The sequence below is a fragment of the Epilithonimonas sp. genome (assembly GCF_032054305.1).
Taxonomy (GTDB): domain Bacteria; phylum Bacteroidota; class Bacteroidia; order Flavobacteriales; family Weeksellaceae; genus Epilithonimonas.
In genome coordinates, this window is sequence record NZ_DAMBSX010000003.1 from 369,616 (window position 1) to 393,848 (window position 24,233).

18 protein-coding genes and 2 tRNA genes (1 of these 20 running past the window's edge) are annotated in these 24,233 nt (G+C 36.9%); 9 read left to right on the forward strand and 11 right to left on the reverse strand.

The genetic code is table 11. The annotated features are described in order from the left end of the window. The first annotated feature begins 46 nt into the window (after positions 1-46). Positions 47-304, forward strand: a complete 258-nt coding sequence (locus RTX21_RS08510) for a hypothetical protein (protein WP_312766824.1) — start codon at positions 47-49, stop codon at positions 302-304. Positions 305-322: 18 nt separating this feature from the next. Here the strand turns inward: RTX21_RS08510 and RTX21_RS08515 are convergent, their stop codons facing one another. The 3 genes from RTX21_RS08515 to RTX21_RS08525 form a co-directional block, all read right to left on the reverse strand. Continuing rightward, entirely contained in the window at positions 323-2,935 is a 2,613-nt protein-coding gene (locus RTX21_RS08515; RefSeq protein WP_312766825.1) for a prolyl oligopeptidase family serine peptidase, read from the reverse strand. Then, positions 2,935-4,320 carry a RagB/SusD family nutrient uptake outer membrane protein gene (locus RTX21_RS08520; protein ID WP_168638742.1) on the reverse strand — a complete coding sequence of 462 codons (1,386 nt, stop codon included), beginning with the start codon at positions 4,318-4,320 and terminating at the stop codon, positions 2,935-2,937. The genes RTX21_RS08515 and RTX21_RS08520 overlap by 1 nt, the downstream gene beginning before the upstream one ends. A gap of 201 nt (positions 4,321-4,521) precedes the next feature. After that, positions 4,522-7,509: a SusC/RagA family TonB-linked outer membrane protein gene (locus tag RTX21_RS08525; RefSeq protein ID WP_168638743.1), complete on the reverse strand. Its 2,988-nt coding sequence runs from the start codon at positions 7,507-7,509 to the stop codon at positions 4,522-4,524. Positions 7,510-8,478: 969 nt separating this feature from the next. On the opposite strand from RTX21_RS08525, the gene RTX21_RS08530 reads away from it, so the two are divergent. The 4 genes from RTX21_RS08530 (at position 8,479) to RTX21_RS08545 (ending at position 11,242) form a co-directional block, all read left to right on the forward strand. Continuing rightward, positions 8,479-8,823, forward strand: a complete 345-nt coding sequence (locus RTX21_RS08530; protein WP_066436715.1) for a helix-turn-helix domain-containing protein — start codon at positions 8,479-8,481, stop codon at positions 8,821-8,823. Between the two features lie 55 nt (positions 8,824-8,878). Then, positions 8,879-9,511, forward strand: coding sequence for a hypothetical protein (locus RTX21_RS08535; RefSeq protein ID WP_066436717.1), 633 nt, complete (start codon positions 8,879-8,881; stop codon positions 9,509-9,511). Between the two features lie 340 nt (positions 9,512-9,851). Further along, the gene (locus RTX21_RS08540; protein WP_168638744.1) at positions 9,852-10,991 is read left to right on the forward strand and encodes a hypothetical protein; all 1,140 of its coding nucleotides are present in this window, start codon (positions 9,852-9,854) and stop codon (positions 10,989-10,991) included. A 29-nt stretch (positions 10,992-11,020) separates the two neighbouring features. Further along, positions 11,021-11,242 carry a hypothetical protein gene (locus RTX21_RS08545; RefSeq protein ID WP_066440302.1) on the forward strand — a complete coding sequence of 74 codons (222 nt, stop codon included), beginning with the start codon at positions 11,021-11,023 and terminating at the stop codon, positions 11,240-11,242. 154 nt (positions 11,243-11,396) lie between these two features. Here RTX21_RS08545 and RTX21_RS08550 read toward each other — a convergent pair whose 3' ends face one another. Continuing rightward, complete coding sequence (locus RTX21_RS08550; protein ID WP_066440300.1) at positions 11,397-11,744, reverse strand: winged helix-turn-helix transcriptional regulator; 348 nt, start codon at positions 11,742-11,744, stop codon at positions 11,397-11,399. A gap of 101 nt (positions 11,745-11,845) precedes the next feature. On the opposite strand from RTX21_RS08550, the gene RTX21_RS08555 reads away from it, so the two are divergent. Beyond that, entirely contained in the window at positions 11,846-12,220 is a 375-nt protein-coding gene (locus RTX21_RS08555; protein ID WP_066440298.1) for a nuclear transport factor 2 family protein, read from the forward strand. A 259-nt stretch (positions 12,221-12,479) separates the two neighbouring features. On the opposite strand, the gene RTX21_RS08560 is transcribed toward RTX21_RS08555, so the two are convergent. Beyond that, the gene (locus RTX21_RS08560) at positions 12,480-13,586 is read right to left on the reverse strand and encodes an IS91 family transposase (RefSeq protein WP_312766839.1); all 1,107 of its coding nucleotides are present in this window, start codon (positions 13,584-13,586) and stop codon (positions 12,480-12,482) included. Next, positions 13,570-14,601, reverse strand: coding sequence for a tyrosine-type recombinase/integrase (locus RTX21_RS08565; RefSeq protein ID WP_312766840.1), 1,032 nt, complete (start codon positions 14,599-14,601; stop codon positions 13,570-13,572). The genes RTX21_RS08560 and RTX21_RS08565 overlap by 17 nt, the downstream gene beginning before the upstream one ends. 398 nt (positions 14,602-14,999) lie before the next feature. Here RTX21_RS08565 and RTX21_RS08570 point away from each other — a divergent pair, with 398 nt between their 5' ends. Continuing rightward, complete coding sequence (locus tag RTX21_RS08570) at positions 15,000-16,424, forward strand: DUF6602 domain-containing protein (protein WP_066440296.1); 1,425 nt, start codon at positions 15,000-15,002, stop codon at positions 16,422-16,424. Positions 16,425-16,732: 308 nt separating this feature from the next. Here RTX21_RS08570 and RTX21_RS08575 read toward each other — a convergent pair whose 3' ends face one another. Both RTX21_RS08575 and RTX21_RS08580 read right to left on the reverse strand, forming a co-directional pair. Further along, positions 16,733-17,347, reverse strand: coding sequence for an alpha-ketoglutarate-dependent dioxygenase AlkB (locus RTX21_RS08575; RefSeq protein ID WP_066440294.1), 615 nt, complete (start codon positions 17,345-17,347; stop codon positions 16,733-16,735). A 97-nt stretch (positions 17,348-17,444) separates the two neighbouring features. Next, the gene (locus tag RTX21_RS08580; RefSeq protein WP_066440293.1) at positions 17,445-18,215 is read right to left on the reverse strand and encodes an XRE family transcriptional regulator; all 771 of its coding nucleotides are present in this window, start codon (positions 18,213-18,215) and stop codon (positions 17,445-17,447) included. Between the two features lie 61 nt (positions 18,216-18,276). Here RTX21_RS08580 and dinB point away from each other — a divergent pair, with 61 nt between their 5' ends. Both dinB and RTX21_RS08590 read left to right on the forward strand, forming a co-directional pair. Further along, on the forward strand, positions 18,277-19,419 hold the full coding sequence (gene dinB / locus RTX21_RS08585) for a DNA polymerase IV (RefSeq protein ID WP_066440292.1): 1,143 nt from the start codon (positions 18,277-18,279) through the stop codon (positions 19,417-19,419). Positions 19,420-19,429: 10 nt separating this feature from the next. Next, positions 19,430-22,522 carry a DNA polymerase III subunit alpha gene (locus RTX21_RS08590; protein ID WP_066440291.1) on the forward strand — a complete coding sequence of 1,031 codons (3,093 nt, stop codon included), beginning with the start codon at positions 19,430-19,432 and terminating at the stop codon, positions 22,520-22,522. 64 nt (positions 22,523-22,586) lie between these two features. Here the strand turns inward: RTX21_RS08590 and RTX21_RS08595 are convergent, their stop codons facing one another. From RTX21_RS08595 to RTX21_RS08605, 3 genes are all read right to left on the reverse strand, one after another. After that, on the reverse strand, positions 22,587-23,825 hold the full coding sequence (locus tag RTX21_RS08595) for a site-specific integrase (protein WP_312766853.1): 1,239 nt from the start codon (positions 23,823-23,825) through the stop codon (positions 22,587-22,589). Between the two features lie 248 nt (positions 23,826-24,073). Then, a tRNA-Asp gene (locus RTX21_RS08600) sits at positions 24,074-24,147 on the reverse strand. A gap of 33 nt (positions 24,148-24,180) precedes the next feature. Further along, a tRNA-Asp gene (locus RTX21_RS08605) sits at positions 24,181-24,233 on the reverse strand; it runs 121 nt beyond the window's last position.

Genomic DNA, 24,233 nt, shown 5'->3' on the forward strand with positions numbered 1-24,233 from the left:
GCACCAAATTTAATTTTACATCATGAAAAAAATGAGAAAAATTGCATTGCCCTTAGCAGTATTGCTTTTAGGCGCAGGGAGTGCGTACGCTACAAGCGTTGTGAAAAAAAACAGTTTAGCGGAAAACGGTTATCGTTTTGATCCGTTAGCACCTGTTGAAAAATGTATTATGACAGAAAAATCATGTCAGCCAGACGTTATTACGGAAGTATGTACCTGGTCTGATGGGGTCAACACTCATAATCTATTGCAAAATGCAGGTGGAACCTCTTGCGGGAATCCACTGTATGAAATTCCTAACTAATTAAAAAGGTGAAGGGTGCTACAAGGCGCCCTTCATTTGTTTATCAATCCATTCAACATCTCTTTTATCTTTTAAAAAATAATCCAGCCATTCCAGCATTCTTATGGACAAATCTTTCTGCTCGATTTTACTAATAAGTGAATGACCTTCTTCCTGGTAAAATACCGCAACAACCGGTTTTCGGTATTTACGAAGGACATTGAAAAACGACCGGGTTTCCTCACGGTCTACATTGTCATCCTTTTCCCCAGTCCACAAAAACATCGGACTCTTCACTTCTGACGCAAAATACAATGGATTGTTATTAATATACTTCTGTTTCTTTTCAACAAAGCTTCCTCCCATCCCAAACTGTCCGTATTCATATCTCCTGTAATCCGGTCCTCCATACTGATGATTAAAAGAATATGAGGTATGGATAATATCAGACACCGATGCCCCCGAAATAAAAGTTGCAAATTGATTTGAGTGCGTGGCAATAAAATTAGTCTGATAACCTCCGAAAGACTGCCCCGTCAAAGCAATGCGCCCTGCATCTACCTGTTTTATTTTAATCAGTTCATCCAATACATTGTGAATACATTCCACTGCTGAAAGTCCGGGACCCTGCTCACCATAGGTAATGTCCGGAATCAAAACCATATAGCCAGATTCCAACAGTAACCGTGCATTAAAACCCCTTCCATTCTTAAATGTCGGTAGTAAAAAAGCGGATGTCCCTTTCTGCTGTCTCTGATAGATGTTTAAAACAACAGGATACTTTTTATCCGGATCATAATCATAAGGTAAAAATAAAGTAGCAGTTAAAGTTTCTTCTGTTGCTCCTTTGTAGAACAGCTGAATCTTCCTGATTTCTTCTGCAGTTTTATCATGGACATTGGAAGTGAAAACGATATGGTCTTTTTTTTCTTTTTGCTTAAACACTACCGTAGGCACTTTATTAAAGTTCTCCTGAACCCAAACAAAGTCTGACAGATCATCATTGTAAATGAAATTACTGATTTTATTGGTGGTTTCAGGTACTATCGTTGTTGCTCTTCCGTTCTTCCATTCTATAAATGATTTCACTTGGTCACCCTTTGAAATACGGAGAATCAACGGCTTGTGATAATCTACCGAAATAAATTCCCTCGGTAGACCGTTTTTAAAATTTTCACGTTCACTGTTCAGAATCTCAATGTCATCACCATCGAACGTTGCTTTTTGGGTCTTTTGTCCATTTCTGAGGTTTTGCTCCCAAACTTGGTTTTCATTTACCCACAGCACTTTTTCAGCATCTGAAAAATAAGGAGTCGCTTTCGGGTTCATGCTGAGCTTTGTCATTTGCTGGGTACAGGTATTCAAAAGAGACCATCCATCTTGATCTGCATTCAACATCCATTTTCTGTCTGGTGAAATATATAGCTTTTCACCAATCACCTTTACAAAACGGTGTATATCGGTTTTAGAATTCCATATAAACAGTGAGTCTTTGACAGGGCGATAAGAGTTATCGTAATGATCCACCAACGTTTGATCTTTCTTTATCTTCAAAAAATCGCCGAAGTTTCCAATCGCTATTTCAGAATGAAATAATGAATCCATTTGGATTACTTTGCCTGTTTTAGGATACCATAAAAGTTTTTCCTCAATCTGAACATCCTTTATATGAGGAGTAAGATCTTTTTCAACTCCGTACCAGATCTCAGTCATTTTTCTCGCTTTCTTCTTTTTTCTGAAAAGGGTAAGGAATAACGCATCGGAATCAGATGACCGTTCAACACTTACAAAATGATAATCTTGACTATTCATCAGATCAAGATTTCTTGGCAGATGTTGATTATCCGAATAGTGCTTTAAAGTATATTCTTCTTTGCTTTTATCGTTTTCCTTATCATTGTCTATGACATTTTTTTTGTCTTTGCATTTATCTTTACCAAAAATGAGATAGCCACCTTCCGTAGTATGGGCTTTCCAGATATTGATTATTTCTTCTGAAGTATTTGCAATGAGTTCTTTATTGCTCCTTTCGATTTTCCATACTTGAATTCCTCGTGCTTTAGAGTCATTTTTCGTCCATGCAATCAATTCATTTTCAACCGTCAGAAATCGTATGACGTGATCAATCGATTGTAGCTGTTTTCCGTTTTTACCATAGACTTCCAACCTGTTATTCTGATGCTCATCGTAATGAATCAGAAATAAAGATTGCGGTTTCATCTGATCAATCGTCTTAACATGGTCTTTTGATTCAATACTGCTGTCTGACAAATTAATAAGTTCTAATTGGTAGCCAATCAAAAAAGCGAATTTTTCACTACCCATAAAAAATGAAGTCTTGACTGATTTCCTCTCAAATTTTTGAGTTTGATCTTTTACATTTTGTAAAATATAAATAGGCGGTTTATTTTCATATTTCATCAGCCAGCTTACCCATTTTCCATCATCAGACATTTTCAGAAAATCCGGGACTTCGGCTTTTTCTACCAATGATTCCAATTTTTTCAGATCATGTTGTCCGTTTAGATGTAACGGCAACAACAGAAAAGTTAACACAATGAGGAGCCCTATTTTTTGAATCGTTTTCATCTCATTATTATCATTAATTACATTTTTCTTATTTTTTATATTATTCCAACTTCTTTTATTCATCAATATCCTGTATTTTGGGGATTAAGATTTGGATTGAGCAGCAATTCTTTCTGTGGAATCGGCCATTGAGCATAATCGCTTTTCCAATTGGGTTTTACCGAAATCAACTGGTCAAGCAATCCCCATCTTTTCAGATCAAAAAAACGGATGCCGTGTTCCACAAAAAACTCCCTGCGCTTTTCTTCTCTCAATTCTGTGGTTGCTGCCGAAACGGATAATGATGTGCTGAGTGCCGGTAATCCTGCCCGTTGGCGACAATGGTTGATATAAGGAACGGCGTCTCCTGCTCGGTTTTGCTCGATCAGGCTTTCCGCCATCATGAAATTGACTTCGTCCAGACGATAGATTATTGAATATTCATTGGGATTATTGACCGCAAGGTTTTTATATTTTGAAGAGCGGTAATTGATCTGTTGGTTAAAAGGTACTGCCGTGATATAATGCTGTCTCCGCAAATCTCCCGAAGAAAATGTATTGATGAGATTCAGATTGAGAACAAACGATAAAGGTGCGCCAGTAAAGTTATACAGTGACGCCTCTTTGGTCGCATCATTCGTGTTTTTTGGCTTCAATTGCCAAATGATATGGGTTCCATTTTTTTGAAATACTTTTGAAGGATCGGTTTGAAATGTATATTGAGATGATTGCAATATCGTACTGCAAAGCACTTCTGCTTCCACCCATTTCTTAAGTAGCATTTTCATCTTTGCCAATGCCATATATCCTGCAAATTTGTTGGGATAGATTCTTTCTGCATTTCTGTAAGCGGATGGTAAAAGATTAACCGCCTCAGACAAATCGGTTTCTAGTTTTATGAGGAACTGATCTTTGTCCATTCTGCCCAATTGGCTGTTGATGACATAATTGGTTGTTTCTGTGTAAGCTATTTCTCCAAAAATCTGATAGAGATTAAAGTAGATGATAGAGCGCACGAATAATGCTTCACCTTTGATGCGGTCTTTGGATGCCTGGCTTAATGATTTTGAATTGGTTACCCCTTCAATGATGCTGTTGGCAGCATAAATCTGCCCGTAAGCGTTCGTCCAAGCTGTCGTTACAACGGTATTGGTAGCCACCTGCTGATTGTTTGCTATATCTAAAATACCGTTTGATCCTGATGTGTACACACAAGTCAGATCATCAGCATACGTCCCCATCAAAGCACCCATTCCGTCGATGCCTCCCGAAATAAGCGAGTTCGTCCAAAGTCCTGCATACAGTCCTGCCAATGCTGCTTCAGCGGTTTGCTCGTCTTCAAAAACAACTTCTGTCGGAAGTTGGTTATTGGGAAAATCGGTTTCCACAAATTTTTCGCAGGAAATAGTGGTAGTTAGTACAGCAGATAATATTGCTGCCACAATAATATGTTCTATTCTTGTTTTCATTTTTTTAATTTTTTAAAGATTTAATTTTTATTCAATTCTTAGAATGTGAAATTTTTACATCATCTGACTTTTAAATTCACAATAGAAAACCTACATTCAACAAGTCTCAAGTTCTTAAAGGATTAAATTTTACAGTATCTAATTATTGCTTCTATAAAACTTACCTTTTTACACTGTCAAATTCGAAGAAGTTTTAACATTTTAAAAGGTCAGCTGAAAGCCTAATGAGTAGGTTTTCAATGGAGGTAAATATCCTGTCAGTACAAATTCAGGGTCGACCCCAAAATATTTTGTAATGGTCAAGAGGTTTTGTCCCTGCACATAAATCATTGCTTCTCTGATTCCAAATTTCTGAACAGGAATGCTGTAATTCAACTGTACATTTTTCAGTCTGATGAATGATGCATCGCCAATCGCAGCAGTAGAATTTTGAAACAATACATGCGAAGCATTCTTTTGAGCATTGGCTCCCGAACTGTACGGCATATACATTCCCGAAGGATTTGAAGGTGACCAAAGATCCAAAACTTCTACAGGCTGATTGCTCATAGAACCCGGTACCAGCATCTGACGATTGTAATTCCAGTTTCTCTGCTTCACAAATTGCCAAAGAAATGATGCCGACCATTGTTCGTAACGGAAATTGCTAGACCAGCCTCCGAAAAATCTTACGCCTATTCTTTCAATCACTTTATTGTCATTGGGAGAATTGATCTTTCCGTCTCCGTCAAAGTCGGTAAATTGGTATAAACCCGTGGAAGGATTCACTCCTTCAAACTGATAGACTTTAACGAGTGACATCGGATATCCTAAAACATACTGATTGGCATAGGTTGATCCTTCCAGATTTGGAAATTCCAGTAGTTTACTCTGTGGTACAGAAAGATTGAACGAAGTATCATACTTCAACTTACTTCCCTTCAATACCTGCACAGATGTCTCAAATTCCCAACCTGTATTCTGAACCTTTGCAGGGAGATTGGATTGTATCGTAGCAAATCCTGTGGTAGCTGGTAATGGAATACCCACCAATTGATTGGATGATGTATTGTTATAGTATGCTGCTGAAAAATTAATTTTGCTTTTCAGAAATGATAATTCCAAGGCTACTTCTTTCTTTAATGTTTTCTCCCAACTGAAATTGGGATTGTACAGTCTTGAAGGATTCAGAGCGGTGATGTTATTGTAGATATTGGATGAGATCGTATAGGTATTGAGATACTGATAATCTCCGATCCTGTCATTTCCGGAAGTTCCGACACTTCCTCTGATCTTGGCAAAGCTCAGCCAAGAAATATTTTTCATCCAGCTTTCCTCTGAAACCAGCCATGCTGCACCTATAGCTCCAAAGTTTCCGAAACGGTTATCGGGTCCAAATCGGCTTGAGCCGTCCCGTCTTCCTGTAAGGTTGACGATGTATCTTTTCATGAATTGATAATTGATTCTTGCAAACACAGCATTGTAGTAATATTGGTTTCGGACCTGATCACTGATGACTTTTGTTTTGGCTGCTCCTAAATTCTGAATCAGGGCATTGCTCTCAAAGCCATAACCCTGTATAGAACCCTGATTGGTTTCCGACTGCTGTAAGGTCGTTCCCAGTAACATTTCGAGGCTGTGGTTTCCCCAGCTTTGATTGGCGACCAATTGGGGTTCCAGAATATAAGAAAATGTAGAAGAATTGTTTTTAAAAGATGTGGAACTTGCGCTCGTCAATCCTGATGAGGGATTGTACATCGTGTGGGGCTTGAGTGAAAACTCTTCAAAATTCTGATACGTTAAACCTCCGTTGAATTTTAAGGTGACGAACGGAAATAAGCGGTACGAAATCTGCGCTCCGCTATTAATAAAGTTGCTCGAATTGAGATATTCACTTTGAAAAACACCCAAAGGATTCGTAAACGTATTGTTTTCCCAATTCAATGAACCATCCGGATTGTAGAGTGACGGAGCATTCGGACTCAAAGTAAAGCTTCTCTTCGTCAAATCATCATTCAGGACATTATTGTCCTGAAATGAAAAGGTATTGCTGAGATTGACTTCCAGTTTTTTATCAGGTGTTCTGTAACTGAAATTTCCTGTTAGATTATTGGTTTTGTATCTGAAATCGGCAGGAAATACTGTAGTTTGTTCGTTATGTCCGTAGCTGATCAAATAAGAGGTGTTTTCAGAACCTCCGCTTAAAGAAAGCTGGACGACCGAAGCTTCTGCCGTATTGCCTATAAGTTCTTTCTGCCAGTCTGTGTTTCGGGTCTGATCCCACACTCCGTTGAAATCATACGCTGCCGCAGGAATTGTGGTGATGCCGTCATTCTGAAATGCTTCTCTTCTAATCTTGATATACTCGTCAGTGTTCAGCAGCTTCAATTGATTGGCTACCGTACTGAGCGAATAAGAGGTATTGATCTTAAGATCGGTTCTTCCTTTTCTGCCTTTTTTGGTCGTCACAATAATCACTCCGTTGGCACCTCTTGATCCGTAGATTGCCGTGGCATCGGCGTCCTTCAACACCTCAAAGCTTTCAATATCATTTGGATTAATCGAGTTTAACGGATTGATGGATGCATACGGTAAAATTGAGGCACTATACAACGAGGGAGTTTCTGAAAGGATCGGAACACCGTCAATAATATACAGCGGTTCATTTCCTTCTCTTCTGATGCTGTTCTTTCCTCTGATCTGAATATCAAATCCTCCGCCCGGAACGCCTGAATTTTGGGTAATGCTCACGCCCGACATTCTTCCCTGCGCTGCAGAAAGGACATTTGTAACGGGCTGGTTTTCGATGTCTTTTGAAGAGACTTTGGCAATGCTGCCTGTTCTTTCTTTGTCTTTGACCTTGTAATACCCTGCGTTGAGAACAACTTCCTCAATTTCTTTTTCTTTATTGAATGAGATATTGACGGTTATCCTACTGCCTAAAGTGATTTTTCGTTCGGGATAGTCCGGATGGCGGTAAATGATTACAGGATTTTCACCTGATACCTGAACACGGTAAATACCTGCTGTATTGGTTACAGCCACTTCATCACTACCCTCCTGGAATACGGAAACTCCTTTGACCGGTTGGCTATTTTCAGTGACAGTGCCCGTAATGGTTCGCATCTGCCCTATTGCTGCGCCCGAGACGAGCAAGGTGAAGCCAAAAGCCAATTGAAGATGACTTAGGCTGCAAAAGTTTTTTTTCATACTTTTGAATAGGTTTAATTCGTTAGACTCGGCTCTTCTCTGCATTCCGTAAACTCGAAAATACTTTATGCGGAGAGGGCTTTTATTTTTCTATGGTTACGTTACACTTTATGTTTCTTGAATATGTTTTTCGTGTATCTATTTGATGATGCTTGGGAGGAAGCTTCAGTAAGGACATAGCAAAACCTCCTGCCCCAGCACATCTTGAAATAATATGAATGAAATTGTGTCCCGTGTAAGCTGTAAAGCCGCAATGAGTTGTAAACTCAATGTAAGTGTCATCTAAATGAGAAAACATTTAATTGAAATCAAAAAAAAGCCATAAACTTCTGCATTATACAGATCATTCACTTTTTTTGTCTTCGTAATAAATTCCCTTCGTGCTGAAAATAATTTGGAATATTAAAAGAAAGCGAGTACTTTTAAAGTGCGAGTTTAAATCGTAGTCTGGCTTTCCTTTTACTTTTAAAGGAATTTCGGAGTGTGTCGATAACAAGTCAGTTATGCCAATTCCTCATTTAGCAGGTAAATGTGGCATAAAGCTGTTAGTTTTTTCTGATTTGCTAGCGGACTACTCCGGTGGGCAAATAAGCAGAATGGTTGAAAATGTCGTCCTCATAAATATTATTTTATATATGGAACGATGTGTTTAAGATGAGGAGTTAAATGCAAAAATAGCATGGAACGGTCTCACACTTTAGAACCGAGGGCGACCAAACCCTTCTTTAAATTTTCATCTAAAGATTACCTTCTAAAGCTAACGTGAGAACCGCTCGCATGCCGTATGCAAAAGTAAGAAACTTTTAGACATGGAGCGATTTCACGATAATCTCGAAGGTAAAATTGGTCTTTTCGGTCCGAGATACATCGTTTTAATTTCCCTATAAGGGCTAATTATCAATTCGCTAGAACAAATATAAGAATAAATTTCAATACACCAATATATAGGTGTGATTTTTTAAAAAAATTATGGGAAAAACTTTTGTTTTTGAAACAACTCAATTTGATTATGACTTCATTAATCATATTAAGAGACTTAGAATGGAGAAAGAAATTTCTCAAGAAAAATTAAGTTTAAAAATGGGCTTAACTAAAAGCTTTGTCGGTAATGTTGAAAATATAAAGGAAAATCATAAATATTCTACACGCCATATTGCTTTATTGGCTAAAGCTTTTGGATTTTTAAACATTTCTGAATTAATGGATTTTCCCACACCAAAATATGATAAGATTAAAGTAACTGTGAAGCAGATTTATAATGAAAACGGGACCAGAATTGTAGATAACCAGATATTGAAAATTGAACCTCTTTAATTTACAGAAACAAAAATCTATTCGCAACACAAACTAATAATCCAAAATTATATTTATGAATGGAATTAATTTTTCACCTCAAATTTGGTGGAATGCTATGGATCGAGCTGTCGAATTCGCTAATCATATGGGAAAAGATCTAATCCAAGATTTTAACTTTAAAAAATGGTTGCAAAGCGGTAATATTGAGCATAGTAATTTGGAAATTCATCTCGTTGCTCAGTTAGATGATATACTCACCGACAAATATGATTATCTGCAAACTAACGATTATTACCATAGAGTTTTTTTTAAAAATATGTATGGAAAAAATATATATGCAAGTACAATTGCAGATTTAGAAAGCAAAATGTTTGGTCAGGAAAATCTTCAAATTGAATATGAGTTTAGGGTTGATGCTCTGAATCATTATATAACTATGCATTTTAATAATTGGTTATTCTTTGGAAAATATGATGATTGGTTTCGTTGGAGAATGTACTATTATTTTTTACTGAATAAACTGGATGACGATCTTAAAAGCATTTATAACTACTATTTCAGTATGGTCTTGGGGCAAATCAACTTGCAAACTAATTTCTTTAATTCAATCGAACATTACAAAAGATTTCGTGATGAGTATGAAGAAATAAATAAATACGCTGAGTCATCGTTTCTGTCATATCAGGAAAAAATGAAATCAAAATAATCGTTCCCTTATATCACTTTCAAATCCATAATTAAGTAAATAACTTCCACGTGGAAACTGTATTATTTGTACAGAATAAACTTCACCTGATTTTTATTCTAAATCTATAAGTTCTCCATCAGTAAATACTAATTCATACTGTTCCTCTTTTGAAAGGTAAAGTGGAATGTTTGAATAAGATAGGTCTTCAAAATTTGGATGAATTAATAAAACTAAAAATGTTATAAAATTATTTTTTTTCACTTAGGAAAATGGTCACCATCTTTATATGATTAAGACTATCAAGCATATGAATTCTAACAGACAAATAAATTCTTAGAACCTTAAATAATAATGGAATATGGATATTGAAAAATACAAAGAAAATGCCCTGAAAATATTATTTCCAATAAAGCAAGTCGATGATAATACAAAAGCAAACGAAAAACTTTTATTTTTTGCAGAAAGAAGTGATGCCGGAAGGGAGATACAGGATTACTACTTAGTTTATTTTCTATTTGTAAATTTATTAGGTTTCAGAGACACAGGAAGATTCGAGAAGCTGGCTTGGTCTATTCCAATTGATTTTAATGGTAAAGCATTTCTGATTGAACACAGGAAAATGGGAGTTGGTGTTTTCATTCAAAATAAGGAAGATGAAGAAGATGCAAAAATAATTAGTAGGAAAATTAACGGTGCGATAAAATCTTCAAGACCTTATTTTAACCACTTGGCAGCAGAGGCGATCAAGAGTTCCGAAATAAATATTGTAAATAATAATGGATATTTATTTGAGAGATTTAACTATTTTCTAAATCTATATAAATCAGAAAATAAGAAACTAGAAAAATTATCTAATGAAAGGATTTCTATTGATGGCACTTTTGTTCTAGGTTCCAAAAATTACTATAAGATACGGCAAAGCACAAAATGGTTAGCAATTTCAACTATTGAATCATTTTTTAGCTGGACAGAACATTTATTTATTCATCTTGCTATCCTTACACAAAAAATAAAAACAGGGGAAGAAGTCACAAAATTAATCGACGCCGAATGGAAAACTAAATTTAATACCGCTATATCTGATGTCAAGTTAAAGGGATATTATGATGAATTACTTTTAATTAGAAATCAGGTAAGGAACTTTGTGGCTCATGGTGCATTTGGAAAGGACGGTAGCGCTTTCCATTTTCATTCCGGAGCCGGTGCTGTACCAGTAATGATGAACTTTAATAAGACTAAAAATAGGTTTTCTTTTCAAGGCACACTGGAATTTAAAGATAATGAAGTTATATGTTTGATAGAATCTTTTATCTCTGATATGAATAGCAGCAATTTAAAACCTGCACTCACATATACCCAAGGGCAAGGTTTGATCACAATATTACCTTATGCAAGCAATGGGATGTATGAATCTGCAATGCACGATAATGATACTATGGAAAAATTTTGTGATCACTTGCAGGGAATATTTGATAACTCAGCAAATATGGATTGGTAATCTCAATCTATAAATAAACTTACAAGCCAATGACAAAAATTGAAAGGGTAGAGCAATACTTACACGAATTTTTTACATATAAGATTTTTGAGTTCAATGATATTTATAGGGCAGTATATGACCAGAGAGATGTTGGAATCTATATCCTACCAAAAGGAAATGAAATCCTGAACTTTCTAACAAATATTCATTCAAATATTGAAAATCTCAATTTCGAACGATTAATACCTCATAGATTTGCTACACCGTAAAACTTACTTTATTTTTTACAAGGATTTATAGATGATATTAATAGCGATAGGCATCTTGTAGATAGTCTCTATGATATGGAAGATACTGATTGGATTATTTCGTATTTTACTTCATATATTTAGGAGTTAGCGGAAATGCTTCACGACCAACCCTCTAAAACAAACACTTATCTTTCATATCTATTTCGCCCCATTGCTGAATATTTGAAATGACAGGCATCATTGTTTTGCCATATTCAGTAAGCTCATATTCTACACGTGGAGGAATTTCCGCAAAGACCTTTCTATTCAGCATTCCATCTTCTTCAAGCTCACGTAACTGATTAATCAGCATTTGCTTACTGATGTGTGGAATGGTTTTCTGCAACAAGCTAAAACGATTACAATTACTACTAACTGCATAAATTACTAATACCTTCCATTTACCGCCAACTATATTTAGAAAATGCGTGACACCACAATTAAGTGGATTGAAATCTTTGTTTTTCCTTTTATTTTCCATTGGTCTATAATTTTGTACTAAGAGTATATTTAAATACTAATGCAATAATTTAGACAAAGTTAATAATTTTGTATCATTAAATTAATTAAAACAAGAAAAAAATGACAAATTCAGAAATCGCATTATCAGCCATCACAGGCGTGTTTGTAAACAAAGATGTAAGTGCAATTGACAAATATTTTGACGAAAATTACATTCAACACAATCCTGTTTTTCCAAACGGTTTAACAATATTGAGAGAATATGTACCCACTATTGGACCCGATTTTAAATACGTTCCAGGAATTGTGACAGACGCAGGAGATTTCGTAATGATACACGGACATTACACGGGTTGGATGGGCGGAAAACCAATGGTTGCCGTAGATATTTTTAGAATAATTAATGGAAAAATTGTGGAGCATTGGGACGTAATGCAAGAAGAAGTTACGGCTGACAAATCTGTAAATGGCAATGCAATGTTTCCAATTATATAAATATCAATGGCGAGAAGAAATAGCACTACCGCTAATAACTAAGCTTTCGTTTTGTCCGCAGGACAAGAAATGAAAGCCCGTTGAACGGAAGCTCCGGGAGCTTTTTTGGCCGTCTATGGAGTTTTCGATTTTAGGATTTAGGGTAACAAAGCAGTTTTTTGGAATGACTGCTTTTTTTTGTGGCATTTGGTAGCCTTTATGAGTGGTTTTCTGCAGGTTTTTCTTCGCTGCAGAACACAGATTCCCTTACCCACAAATTTTAGTTCGCAGACAAGGGTTGGGTGACGAAAAGAAAATCCTGCGGCGGACCGCGCTGCCCGAAAACAGCTATAGTGACTAAGTTTCCTTCCTTGCAACTTCGACATTTCCGGAGCAGCGTTTTGGGTGTTACCTCCGGGATCTTGATCTTTAAATCGGATTGCAGTGCCTGCAGTTTCCCACGCTTCCAGCTGCTGCTCAGGATGCCGTAATGCCGGATCCTTACAAATCTTTTCGGTAAAATATGCATCGAAAACCTCCGGACAAACTCCGTGTTTGCAAGAGTCATTTCCTTTTTTTCGCCGCCTTTGCGGTAATCCTTGTACTCAAAACGGACCTGCTGATCCGTCACTTCTTTTATGCGGTGATTGCTGATGGCGACTTTGTGAGTGTATCTCCCCAAGTACTCGATCACCTGTTTCGGGCCGCCAAAAGGCCGCTTGGCATATACGACCCAGTTCTTGGTGAAGAGTTTCTCCATTAAATCCCGGTCAGTAATTCCACAAGTTCTTAAGGATGCCACAAACTTGGCTCTGAACACTTTGCTCAGCGCTTTTACCGCAAAGAGGTATTTGTTGGTTCTTACTTTCTTTCTCCATTTTCCCTGTATCGTGAGGCCACCACCCGGAACAATGCAGTGCAGATGCGGATGAAGACTCAGGTTTTGTCCCCACGTGTGCAAAACACCAATCATGCCCAGCTGCAGGCCTTCGGTTTTGCCGAACTGGTTTAAAGTAGCCCAGGCGGCCTCAAATAAGGCTTTGTAAATGAGTTGGGGCTGGGATATTGCTAGCCCATTCAACTCCTCCGGCAGGGTAAAAACCACATGGTAATAGCTGCAGGGCAAGAGGTCCTGTTCGCGCTTTTGGATCCATTCTTCCTTTTTGTGTCCCTGACACTGCGGACAGTGCCGGTTACGGCAGGAGTTGTAGCTGATGGAAAGATTTCCGCAACCATCACACGTATCAATATGACCACCCAAGGCAGAAGTCCGGCAGTTGGACAATGCCCTAAGCGTCTTTTCCTGATGAACGCTGAAGTTTTGGGATGATAAATTGATTTTGCGAAGAACTTCTGCTACATTCGCACCTTTACTTCGGGCCTGCATTCCTGCTGCATAAAGTAAATACTGTATCCAAAGGACTGTGCGGTTTTTGGTCCGAGAGCTGGCACACATGAAGATATTCCATTGTACTTTCAATACGCTCATGACCCAGAAGTTTCTGTACCATGATGATCGGAACGCCGTCTTCCAAAAGGTGTGTGGCATAAGAATGCCGCAACGTGTGGGTGTGAACGTCTTTGGTGATGCCGGCTTTTTTAGAAATGGTTTTTATTACCCACTGCACACCGCGCTGGCTGTAGCGGGAATCGAAATCTTTGCTGGCAGACCGTGAAGCCCCTGTGCTGAGCGCATCAATCTCTTCAATATTCCTGTTATGGTTTCCATTGAATAAATACTGAACCGGATTCTCAATACTGATGAAGGTTTTCAGTCCCCGGATCAAATGTTCCGACAAGGGAACGTAACGGTCTTTGCTCCCTTTACCCTGAACAACATGCAACATCTTCCGGTCAAAATCCAGATGCTGAAGTTCGATATTCCTTACTTCCATGCAACGCAGTCCACAGCCGTATATCAGACCGATGAGCAGTTTATGTTTCAGGAGTTCGGCACTCTGAAGCATACGCCAGATCTCTTCCCGACTCAGGATTACAGGAAGTTTCTTCACTTTAGCAATGGTGGGAAGGTGCAGAAAACTATAAGGCAAACCCTCAGTTTTCAGCAGGAACCGAAGACCGTATACAGTATGCTTAAAATACGATTGCGAAGGGGTTCTGCTCCGCCGCTGCAGTTCAAAAAGATAATCTTTGACCTGTTCAGGATCCAGTTCGGTGGGCAAAGTTCCAAAGTGAAGCGCCAGGGCCGCCACATGACGGGAATAATTATCAAAGGTTCTGGGGCTCCTGCCCAGGATAGAAATATTCCGCTCAAAGCGTTGCAGCAGTTCAGCAAAACCACTAACTTCGCTCGAGGCGCGGTTCAGAATTTTGTTTACCCTTAACTCCTCCGGAGATTTTTTTTTGTAGCCATTTTTAAAGATTTTTTGTTGTTTTACCAAAGTTAATAAAACAGCGAAGGGAAAAGCTACCGGAGGTTTAGTTCAACAGGGGTTTTGCGTTATTGGGGCTGAAGTGCAAACTTCAGCTTTTTTTCATTAATTTAGCTTCGGTTTAAGGCTGAACATTTGTGCTTCGATTGCCCCAACAACGCAAAGCCTAATCATATCAGCTTTCGCATATGCAATTGAAATTTATGATCTGGAGGATGAAAATGTTTTGTTGTACCAGCAACTGGGATTAATATTTATGGAATTGGAATTAGCTTCAACAGTAAAATAAGGAACATCAGAACCTACAATGGGAGCACATTATAATATCTGCATATTATTGATAATGCAAAAATGATAATATAAAGAAAATCAAATTATTTACTGTTTTACAAAATAATAACTATAAAATGTACCCAATAGATAAAATTAAAGAAGGAACGAGATTTATTGATGTTGATAAGGATTTTGATGAAATAAAACTAATCGTTGCCACAATTAACCCAACCAATAAAAAGTTGTCTGCGTTTTGGTATAATTTTCCAGATGAACCTACAATTATTGAATTGGAAGATTTTAAAGGTACCGCATTTCCAGACCTAAAATCTTCATCAACTGAAATTTTTGGAAGATTTTTGGATCTCGAAAAAATTTATTCAATTTCTTATAAAGCTATAGAAAACATTATTTACACTAATCCATTAAAAAAGGTTGATGTAGAGGTTATTATAGATTTTTATAAAAATAATTACAACTTAAAGGAAAATGAAGCCGAAGCTCTAATAAAATTAAGCGTAAGCAAGGGTTTGTTAAGTTTTGAAAAGCAGTCTAAAGGAAAATTCATTAAATTATCAGCATTTGCATTAGAATATGAAAACAAAAAAAGGTTTTTAGAAGGAATTGCAGACGAAATTATATCAAAGAGTCAGCGAATTGAGCTCTTAATACAACACAATCCTGTTAAAGGAAACTATCGTGAAGAATTATTAAGAGGAATATTAAAAAAATATTTGCCAAAAAAATATGAAGTAGCTACAGGCTTTGTGGAAGGATGCAAAAGACAATGTGACATTCTTATTTATGATTCACAAAATTTCTCTCCTTTATTTAGGGAAGGAGAATTAGTTGTTATACCAGAAAAAGCACTACGGGCTGTAATAGAAGTAAAATCTACATTAGATTCTAATCAATTTAACGATGGAATGGATCTATTATGGGAAGTAGCTAGAAATACAAATACTCCCGCCCCAATTTTTAAAGGTATTTTTGCATTTAATAAAGGTTACTCTTCTGAAAGTACGATATCTGAAGCTATATGCAATTTTTATCACTCTAAAGACAAGTCTGGAGTACTAACAAAAGACATAATGTATTTATTTGAAACATTAAACTCAGTTTGTGTTTTAAATCAACAATGCATTATTACAGATCTTATTGATTATAAATTGGTTGACGATACAATAAGACCTAGATTTTATTCAGTCCATTCAGAAAATGAAAATCTAAAATTATACTGCGCTTCCTTTTTCAATGAGCTATTTTCATTTTTAGACGTTGATAAACATGCTAAAAAAGTTAATATAAATTATTTTAGATCACTTGATTATGAAATTAAATATAAACTCGAAGCAGAATTACACAATAAAGATTGGATTCCATCATCTTGTTTTCAAAATGAACATCAGTTTAATTCAGATTCAATTTGGGAAAGAACTTCAGATGTTCTGAATTGGAAAGTAGGAAATTACAACATACAGAATCTGGAAGAAAAATATTTTTCAAGTTCCTTTCAAGTAGAGGATTATAAAAAGAGATTTTTAGATAAGAATATATAATTTAACTATTTTATCTTGTTATTTCTTAAATTTAATCTAAAGCTTAGAATATGGTAATAACAATCATAAATAAATCCCCAAATAATATGGGGATAAAAACTAATAACCATGAAAACCTTTAATAAGAATTTCCATGACAAAAATATAGAAAGTAAGGATATTTAACGGCAAGCCATGATGTTAATTTTATTTTAAAAAACCATATAATATCTTAATTTTTCCATATAATATTTATCTTCCAATATCCCTGCTCCAAGATCACAAATCATTTCAACGAAATAATATTAAAGCCAATATAGAACGAATCATTATGCGTCCTGGATCAACCTAAATGTCAAATTGATACGTTCTTTCATAGGCACAATGGATTTAGCAATCCTATGTTCCCAACGTTCCTGAAGATCACCTTTCATAATAAGCAACGAACCGTTCGGAAGAGGCAGGCTATATTTGCTCTGATGATGGTCTTTTTTTCTGAAATCAAAGTTTCTGGTCTGACCGAGGCTGATAGATGCAATAACAGGCCTTTTTCCATATCTGCTTTCCTTATCTCTGTGCCAAGCTACCGAATCATTTTGGTCACGATAAAGGTTTAATAGAACCCCATTGAACTTATAACCGAATTCTTGTTCAATTCTTTCTTTTAATGCCAGCAACTCCGGAGTCCAGGGATTGGTGCTTGAAGCATTATTATCAGCCGACTCAGAAGATTTCTTGTCATCACCATACCAGGCGGTTAGTCGTGGGGTTATGACTGTCTTATCATACATTTTCTGGGTACGTTGTTCCCATGGAGCCGTTTCAAACAGATGGTCTTTCAATCGATCCGCCTCTTCCCTGCTCAAGAAATTTTCTTTATATTCCAAAAGGTCTTTTGGAAACTCGTAAAATTCTTCAGTATCAAATAAACTCAGCTGGCTCATTGCAATTTTCTTTTAAAATATTTTTCTTTATGCCATCCCATTTCTATTTGTGTTTTCAATTTGCTTTTTGGGAAGATCTTTAATTAACAGACTATGTTTAAAAACTAAAAACCTTATTTTCCAGGTTTATAATCGTGGTCTTCAAATCCCCAATCATCATTTTTAAATTGGCATAATCCGGCATTAAAGGTTTATAGTCTTTAGGTAAAATTCCCATTACATAACTCCATATTTCAACTATATCACCTAATGCAATGTCATAAGGTTCATAAAATAAATTATCAGCTGCTAACGTAATTGATTTTTTATTTCTCTTTAAAAATGTCTTATAAGTGATACCTTCCCTAGTCACAAAAACATAATCCTTATCAGGTTTGAGGTCATCCAGTTTTTCAACATATTCTCCGATGATTATCGATTGATCGGCAAAAGGTGGCATTGAATCGCCGTCTGCCAGAAAGCCTCTGTATTTTCCATTTTTTAAAAATGGCAGAAGAATCCTCATAAGTTTTTCAATATAGCCAGGATCATTGAAGCCTTTCAAATAACCCATTGAAGCTTTTTGTGGAACGATCTCAATGTAATTATTACCATCCTTATCCACAACAACAGGCAGGACTACCCGATTATTGGGCAAATTCAAAATATCATCAATTGGATATTTTCTAATGTCAACAGTAACTAAAAGATCAATGCTGATATTGTAGTATTTGGAGATCCTTATCAACACATCAATTGGCGGTTCTGCCTTTTCATACTCATAAGAAACATATCTCGATCTTGTAAGAATGAGTTCATCCGCCAGCTTCTGCTGCGTTAGATTATTCTTACCTCTTAAAAACACGATGTTATCTGCAAAAATTGACATTGTCATAATTTATGACAACAAATATACACATTTTGTTTAAAAACGTGACTAAGTTTGCAATATGGAAAGAGCAATTGCGCATATGGATATGGACACGTTCTTTGTCTCCTGTGAACGGCTGAAAAACTCTGTATTGGAGAAACAGCCGGTCATCATTGGAGGTGGCGACCGTGGTGTGGTGGCCTCGTGCTCGTATGAGGCAAGAGAATTTGGTGTCCGTTCGGCAATGCCCATTAAGATGGCTTTGCGACTGTGCCCGGAAGCCAGAGTGATCAAAGGAGATATGGAATATTATTCCAATATGTCTCATCTGGTGACAGAAGTCATTCAGGAAAGAGTACCCGTGCTGGAAAAAGCTAGTATTGACGAATTTTATCTGGATCTTTCCGGAATGGATAAATTCTTTGGGTGTTACCAATGGACAAACGAAATTGCGGATGCAGTTACAAAGAACACAGGCCTACCGATAAGTTTTGCATTATCTACTAACAAAACGGTTTCTAAAATTGGTACCGGAGAATCCAAACCTACTGGCAGGTGTGAGGTAAAGGGGGACAATATTCAAAACTTCCTGAATCCTCTTTCGATCAAAAAGATCCCTATGGTCGGACCAGAGACCTTTCAGCTCTTTTCGAGATTAGGTGTTAAGACCATAAAGACACTTTCTGAAATGCCTGTTGACGTACTGCAAGAGTTGGTCGGAAAGAATGGAACTGTACTTTGGAAAAAAGCACATGGGATTGACGAAACACCAGTTGTCCCATATTCCGAAAGGAAATCAATTTCCACAGAGGATACGTTTTCTCAGGATACTATCGATATCCTAAAGATCAGAAGCATATTATCCGGGATGGTTGAAAAGCTTGCTTTCCAGCTGAGACAAGAAAAGTGGCTGACCTCAACAATTTCGGTCAAGATCCGATATTCCAATTTCGACACCGAGATCAAGCAATGCAAGATTCCGTACACCTCAGCTGACCATACGCTGCTCAGATATGTATTGGAACTTTTTAAGAAGCTATACACCAGAAGGATAAGAATAAGGCTGATCGGCGTTAAGTTCACAGGACTGGTTCACGGCTGTCATCAGATGGATCTTTTCGAAGATACGGAAGAGCTCATTTCACTGTATGAAACGATGGATAATATTAAGAACCGATTTGGGGTTTCCAGTGTCGGCCGAGCGTCAGGATTTTTAAAATAAAGCATCACTCATGTTTCTCAATTGCCATACTTATCACAGCCTGCGTTACGGGACCATTTCTGTTGAAGATCTGATTCAGCTGGCTGTTGACCATCGATTAAAGGTTTTGGCTCTGACTGACATCAATACGGTTACCGGTATCTATCAATTTTACAGACTCTGTCAGGAAAGAGGCATCAAACCGATTGTTGGGGTCGATGTGCGGGTTAATAATGAGCAGTACTTTGTTTGTATTGCCAAAAATCCAAAAGGCATTGCAGAGGTCAACAGGCTTTTGACGGCATACAATTGTGATGGCATTGAAATTTCCAGAGCTAATCCCGATCTGGAAAATACATTTGTTATCTATCCTGTACAAAATATGCCCGAAAAACTGTTGGAACATGAATTTATAGGAATAAGACAGGATGAATTAAACCTATTGTTCAATCCTGAATTTAAGGCTCTGATTCATAAAATGGTCATATTGCATCCGGTGACCTTTAAGACGGAGGAAGAATATGAACTGCATAAGGTTTTGAGGGCAATAGCAGGAAACACCCTGTTAACAAAATTGACAGAAGATGATCATTGTAAAAACAATGAGACCTTTATCGGTAAAAGACAACTGTTGGAGAAGTATTGTCAATATCCTAAGATCGTTGAAAATACCAAATATATTGTCAATGAGTGTAGCTTCGATTTTGACTTTAAAACACCAAAAAATAAAAAATATTATACCGATAGCAAAGAGAATGATTTCAAATTGCTGACACAATTAGCCTATGAAGGATTGGGAATGCGATATTCTATTGACAATATACAAGCAAAGACAAGAGTTGAGAAAGAGCTCGGCGTCATTGATCAATTAAATTTTTGTGGTTACTTTTTAATTACTTGGGACATTATCCAATACAGCAAACGAGCAGGATTTATGCATGTGGGACGAGGAAGCGGTGCCAACTCCATTGTTAGCTATTGCATTGGAATTACTGACATCTGTCCTTTGGAATTGGATCTTTATTTTGAGAGGTTTCTGAATCTTAACCGAAAGACACCTCCCGATTTTGATATCGACTGGAGCTGGAAGAACCGGGATACCATACTAGAATATATTTTTAACAAATATGGAAAGGACCACGTCGCTTTTTGTGGAACTAATGTGGAGTTCAAGAGCAGATCAAGATTTAGGGAGCTTGGAAAAGTGTTTGGGCTTCCTAAGGATGAATTGGATCAACTCTCTAAAAAACCGAAAGATCAGCATGATCAGAATTCTATTGTCCATGAGGTATATAAATATGAAAGATTGCTTATAGGTTTTCCTAATCAAAGAAGCATGCATTCCTGTGGTATCTTAATTTCTGAGGACCCGATCACCAACTATTCTGCTTTGGAGTTTCCACCAAAGGAATTCCCAATCGTACAGTTCGATATGCATACGGCTGAAGAGATAGGCCTTGAAAAATTTGATATCCTCTCACAAAGAGGACTAGGAACAATTAAAGATACAGTCAAGTTGATTGAGGAAAAAAAAGGGATTATTGTCGACATTGAAGACACAAGGATTTCAAAGAATGAGACAAAATGCAATGAATATCTAAGTATTGGGAAGACCATCGGTTGTTTTTACATTGAATCCCCCGCAATGCGTGGATTATTAAGAAGATTGAAATGTGAAAATTATAAGGTTCTGGTGGCTGCCTCCTCTATCATTCGTCCAGGAGTGGCACAGAGCGGAATGATGCGCGAGTATATCTTCCGACATAACCATCCGGATCAATTTGAATATTTCCATGAGGTCTTTGAAAAAGAATTAGGAGAAACCTATGGCATTATGGTCTATCAGGAAGATGTCATCAAGATAGCACTTCATTTCGGGGGAGTTTCTGCGGAAAACGGTGATGTTTTAAGAAGGGCAATGAGCGGCAAAGGACGCTCCTTATCTGCCTTACAGAAATTAAAAGATGACTTCTTTGAATCCTGTAAGAAAAAAGGGCATCCTGAACAATTGTCCCAGGAAGTCTACAGACAGATCGAATCTTTTGCAGGATATTCCTTTTGTAAAGCCCATTCTGCCTCTTATGCGGTAGAAAGTTATCAGAGTCTTTATCTAAAGGCCTACTACCCCATTGAATTTATGGTATCAGCCATCAATAATGGTGGTGGGTTTTATAGAACAGAAGTTTATGTGCACGAAGCTAAAATGGCAGGAGCGACCATTCACAATCCTTGTGTCAACCTCAGTGAAATTCAGACGACGGTCTATGGTACTGATGTGTACTTGGGATTTTTGCACATTGAAAAGCTTGAAGCTGCGGTCAAGCAATTTATTGCTGAAGAACGAAAAAACAATGGAGAGTACAAATCGCTTGAGGATTTTGTTAAACGAATAGCCATTGGTATTGAATCATTACAGACACTCATTTTTATTGGAGCCTTCAGGTTTACAGGAAAACAAAAACACGAACTGCTGATCGAAGCCAGATTCTTATTATCAAAAGGTCAGTATAAAACTAAGATCATTTCTTTATTTGATGAACCTCAAAAAGATTATAAATTACCAATTATTGAAAAGAATAAATTTGAAGACGCTTTTGATGAAATTGAAATCTTAGGCTTTTCTGTTTCCTTCTCTATATTTGACCTGCTTAAAACAAAATACAGAGGTCACGTTCTGGTAAAGGATCTTCTTAAATATCATAAGAAGCAGGTCAAAATGCTAGCCTATCTGATTTCAAAAAAACACGTTCCCATTAAAAAGAAAAATCATCCCGGAAAGAAGGATGATATGTATTTCGGGACTTGGATCGATGCCGAAGGACAGTATTTTGACACAGCCCACTTCCCTGATAGTCTCAGAAGGTTTCCTTTTAAGGAAGGCGGTATCTATCTTCTATTGGGAACCGTTGAGGTAGATTATCATTTTCCGACCGTTACGATCACAAAAATGGCAAAGATGCCACTGATCGCCGATCCCCGATATTCGATGGATAAGGAAAAATCACTGGAACTAGAAAGGAGTCTTCGGGAAGATGTGAGTGTTACTTTTAGAGAACCTTATCCACAGGAACACGAAATTGGGTTGCCTAGAAATAAGTTTTTGTACAAAAGTCACATCACATAATTCCATATTCTCAGTGATTTCAAAAATTACTAAAATCAAGTATCCTTCAGCCAACCCAAATAACCTAACAACTTATTGCAATTTTCTTTTTATCACTAAATTTCTGTTTCAATTCCATCATATCCTCACTAACTTTTTTATCTAGAATTTTTGCGTAATGCTGAGTAGTCTTAATACTTTTGTGACCTAGCATTTTACTTACACTTTCAATGGAAACCCCGTTAGATAAAGTGATCGTTGTTGCAAAAGTATGGCGTGCAATATGATAGGTCAATTCTTTGTTAATTCCGCACAGGTCTGCAATCTCTTTGAGATAGGCGTTCATTTTTTGATTACTAAGAATAGGAAGAAGTTTTCCACTATTAAGACATACAGGATGATTTTTGTATTTTTCAATGATTTTCTCTGTTTGAGAAAGCAAGGGAATATTTGAGGTAGTTTTCGTTTTCTGACGTTTGGTATAGATCCATTGAGAGCCATCAAGTCCTAAATTGATATTTTGATGTGTTAATTTTTGAGTATCAATATATGCCAATCCTGTAAAACAGCTAAACAGGAAAATATCTCTTACCAAGGACAATCTCTCATTTTTAAAATCTTTGGCAAAAAGCACTTCTATTTCCTTTTCATTAAGAAACATTCTTGTCACTTCATTAAACTTAGAATGATAGTTCATAAAAGGATCTCTTTCCATCCATCCATTTGCAAGACAGATACGAATGATCTTACCAAAATTCTTGATATACTTTACCGCAGAATTATTGTTACAGGATCTTTCGGTTCTTAAAAAAAATTCAAAATCGTTGAGAAAAGCATAATCAATCTTTTTTATTTCAATGTCGGTAATACTGTATTTCCATTTCAAAAAATCTTTGGTATGTTTCAGACAGGTCTTATAACGGGTTAATGTTCCTTGGGCAAATTCTTTGTCTATAAGTTTCTCCATTCGATCATTATGATCCTGAAAAACGGGAATGAGTGTTCTGGCCAATCTACCTTTACCCACTAACTTATTTTTAAGAGCGTCACAAGTTACTGTTTCCTTATCTCTTATTAACTCGTGATAGGTATCATAAACTCTCTGCTCAAATGTTTTTAAATAAAAATTAAGTGATCTGCATTCTTCTGAAGAGCCACTAATCTTCTGCATCGCAGAGTTCCATTTTGAAGGCTTTACTGTACGTTTTGTGCTGATCTCGGATATTTTGCCATCAATTGTAATTCTTAGGTAAATAGGAGACTCTCCTAAAGAATTGATTTTAGCTTTTTTTACATAGAAAAGTAAATTAAATGTCTTGTTCATATCGTTTAGCGTTTAAGATTTAAAATTAACCTTAGCAAAAACTTATCACAAGATATTCAGTTGCTGAACTAGCTACTGAACAGGGTTTGTCTGAATTTTCAGTGACCTTTTTAAACCTGTTTCAACAGGTCACTGAATAGGTCACTTTCAGATTGTGCTTTTTTAGTTCTCTTTGAACAGACATAAAACAAAAAATGCTTTAAAACATACGTTTTAAAGCATTTTGCACTATTTTAATTTAATAGTTGCGATCCGGACGGGACTCGAACCCGCGACCTCCGCCGTGACAGGGCGGCATTCTAACCAGCTGAACTACCGGATCAATTTTTTCAAAGTCAAAATTGTAAAACTTATGCGATCCGGACGGGACTCGAACCCGCGACCTCCGCCGTGACAGGGCGGCATTCT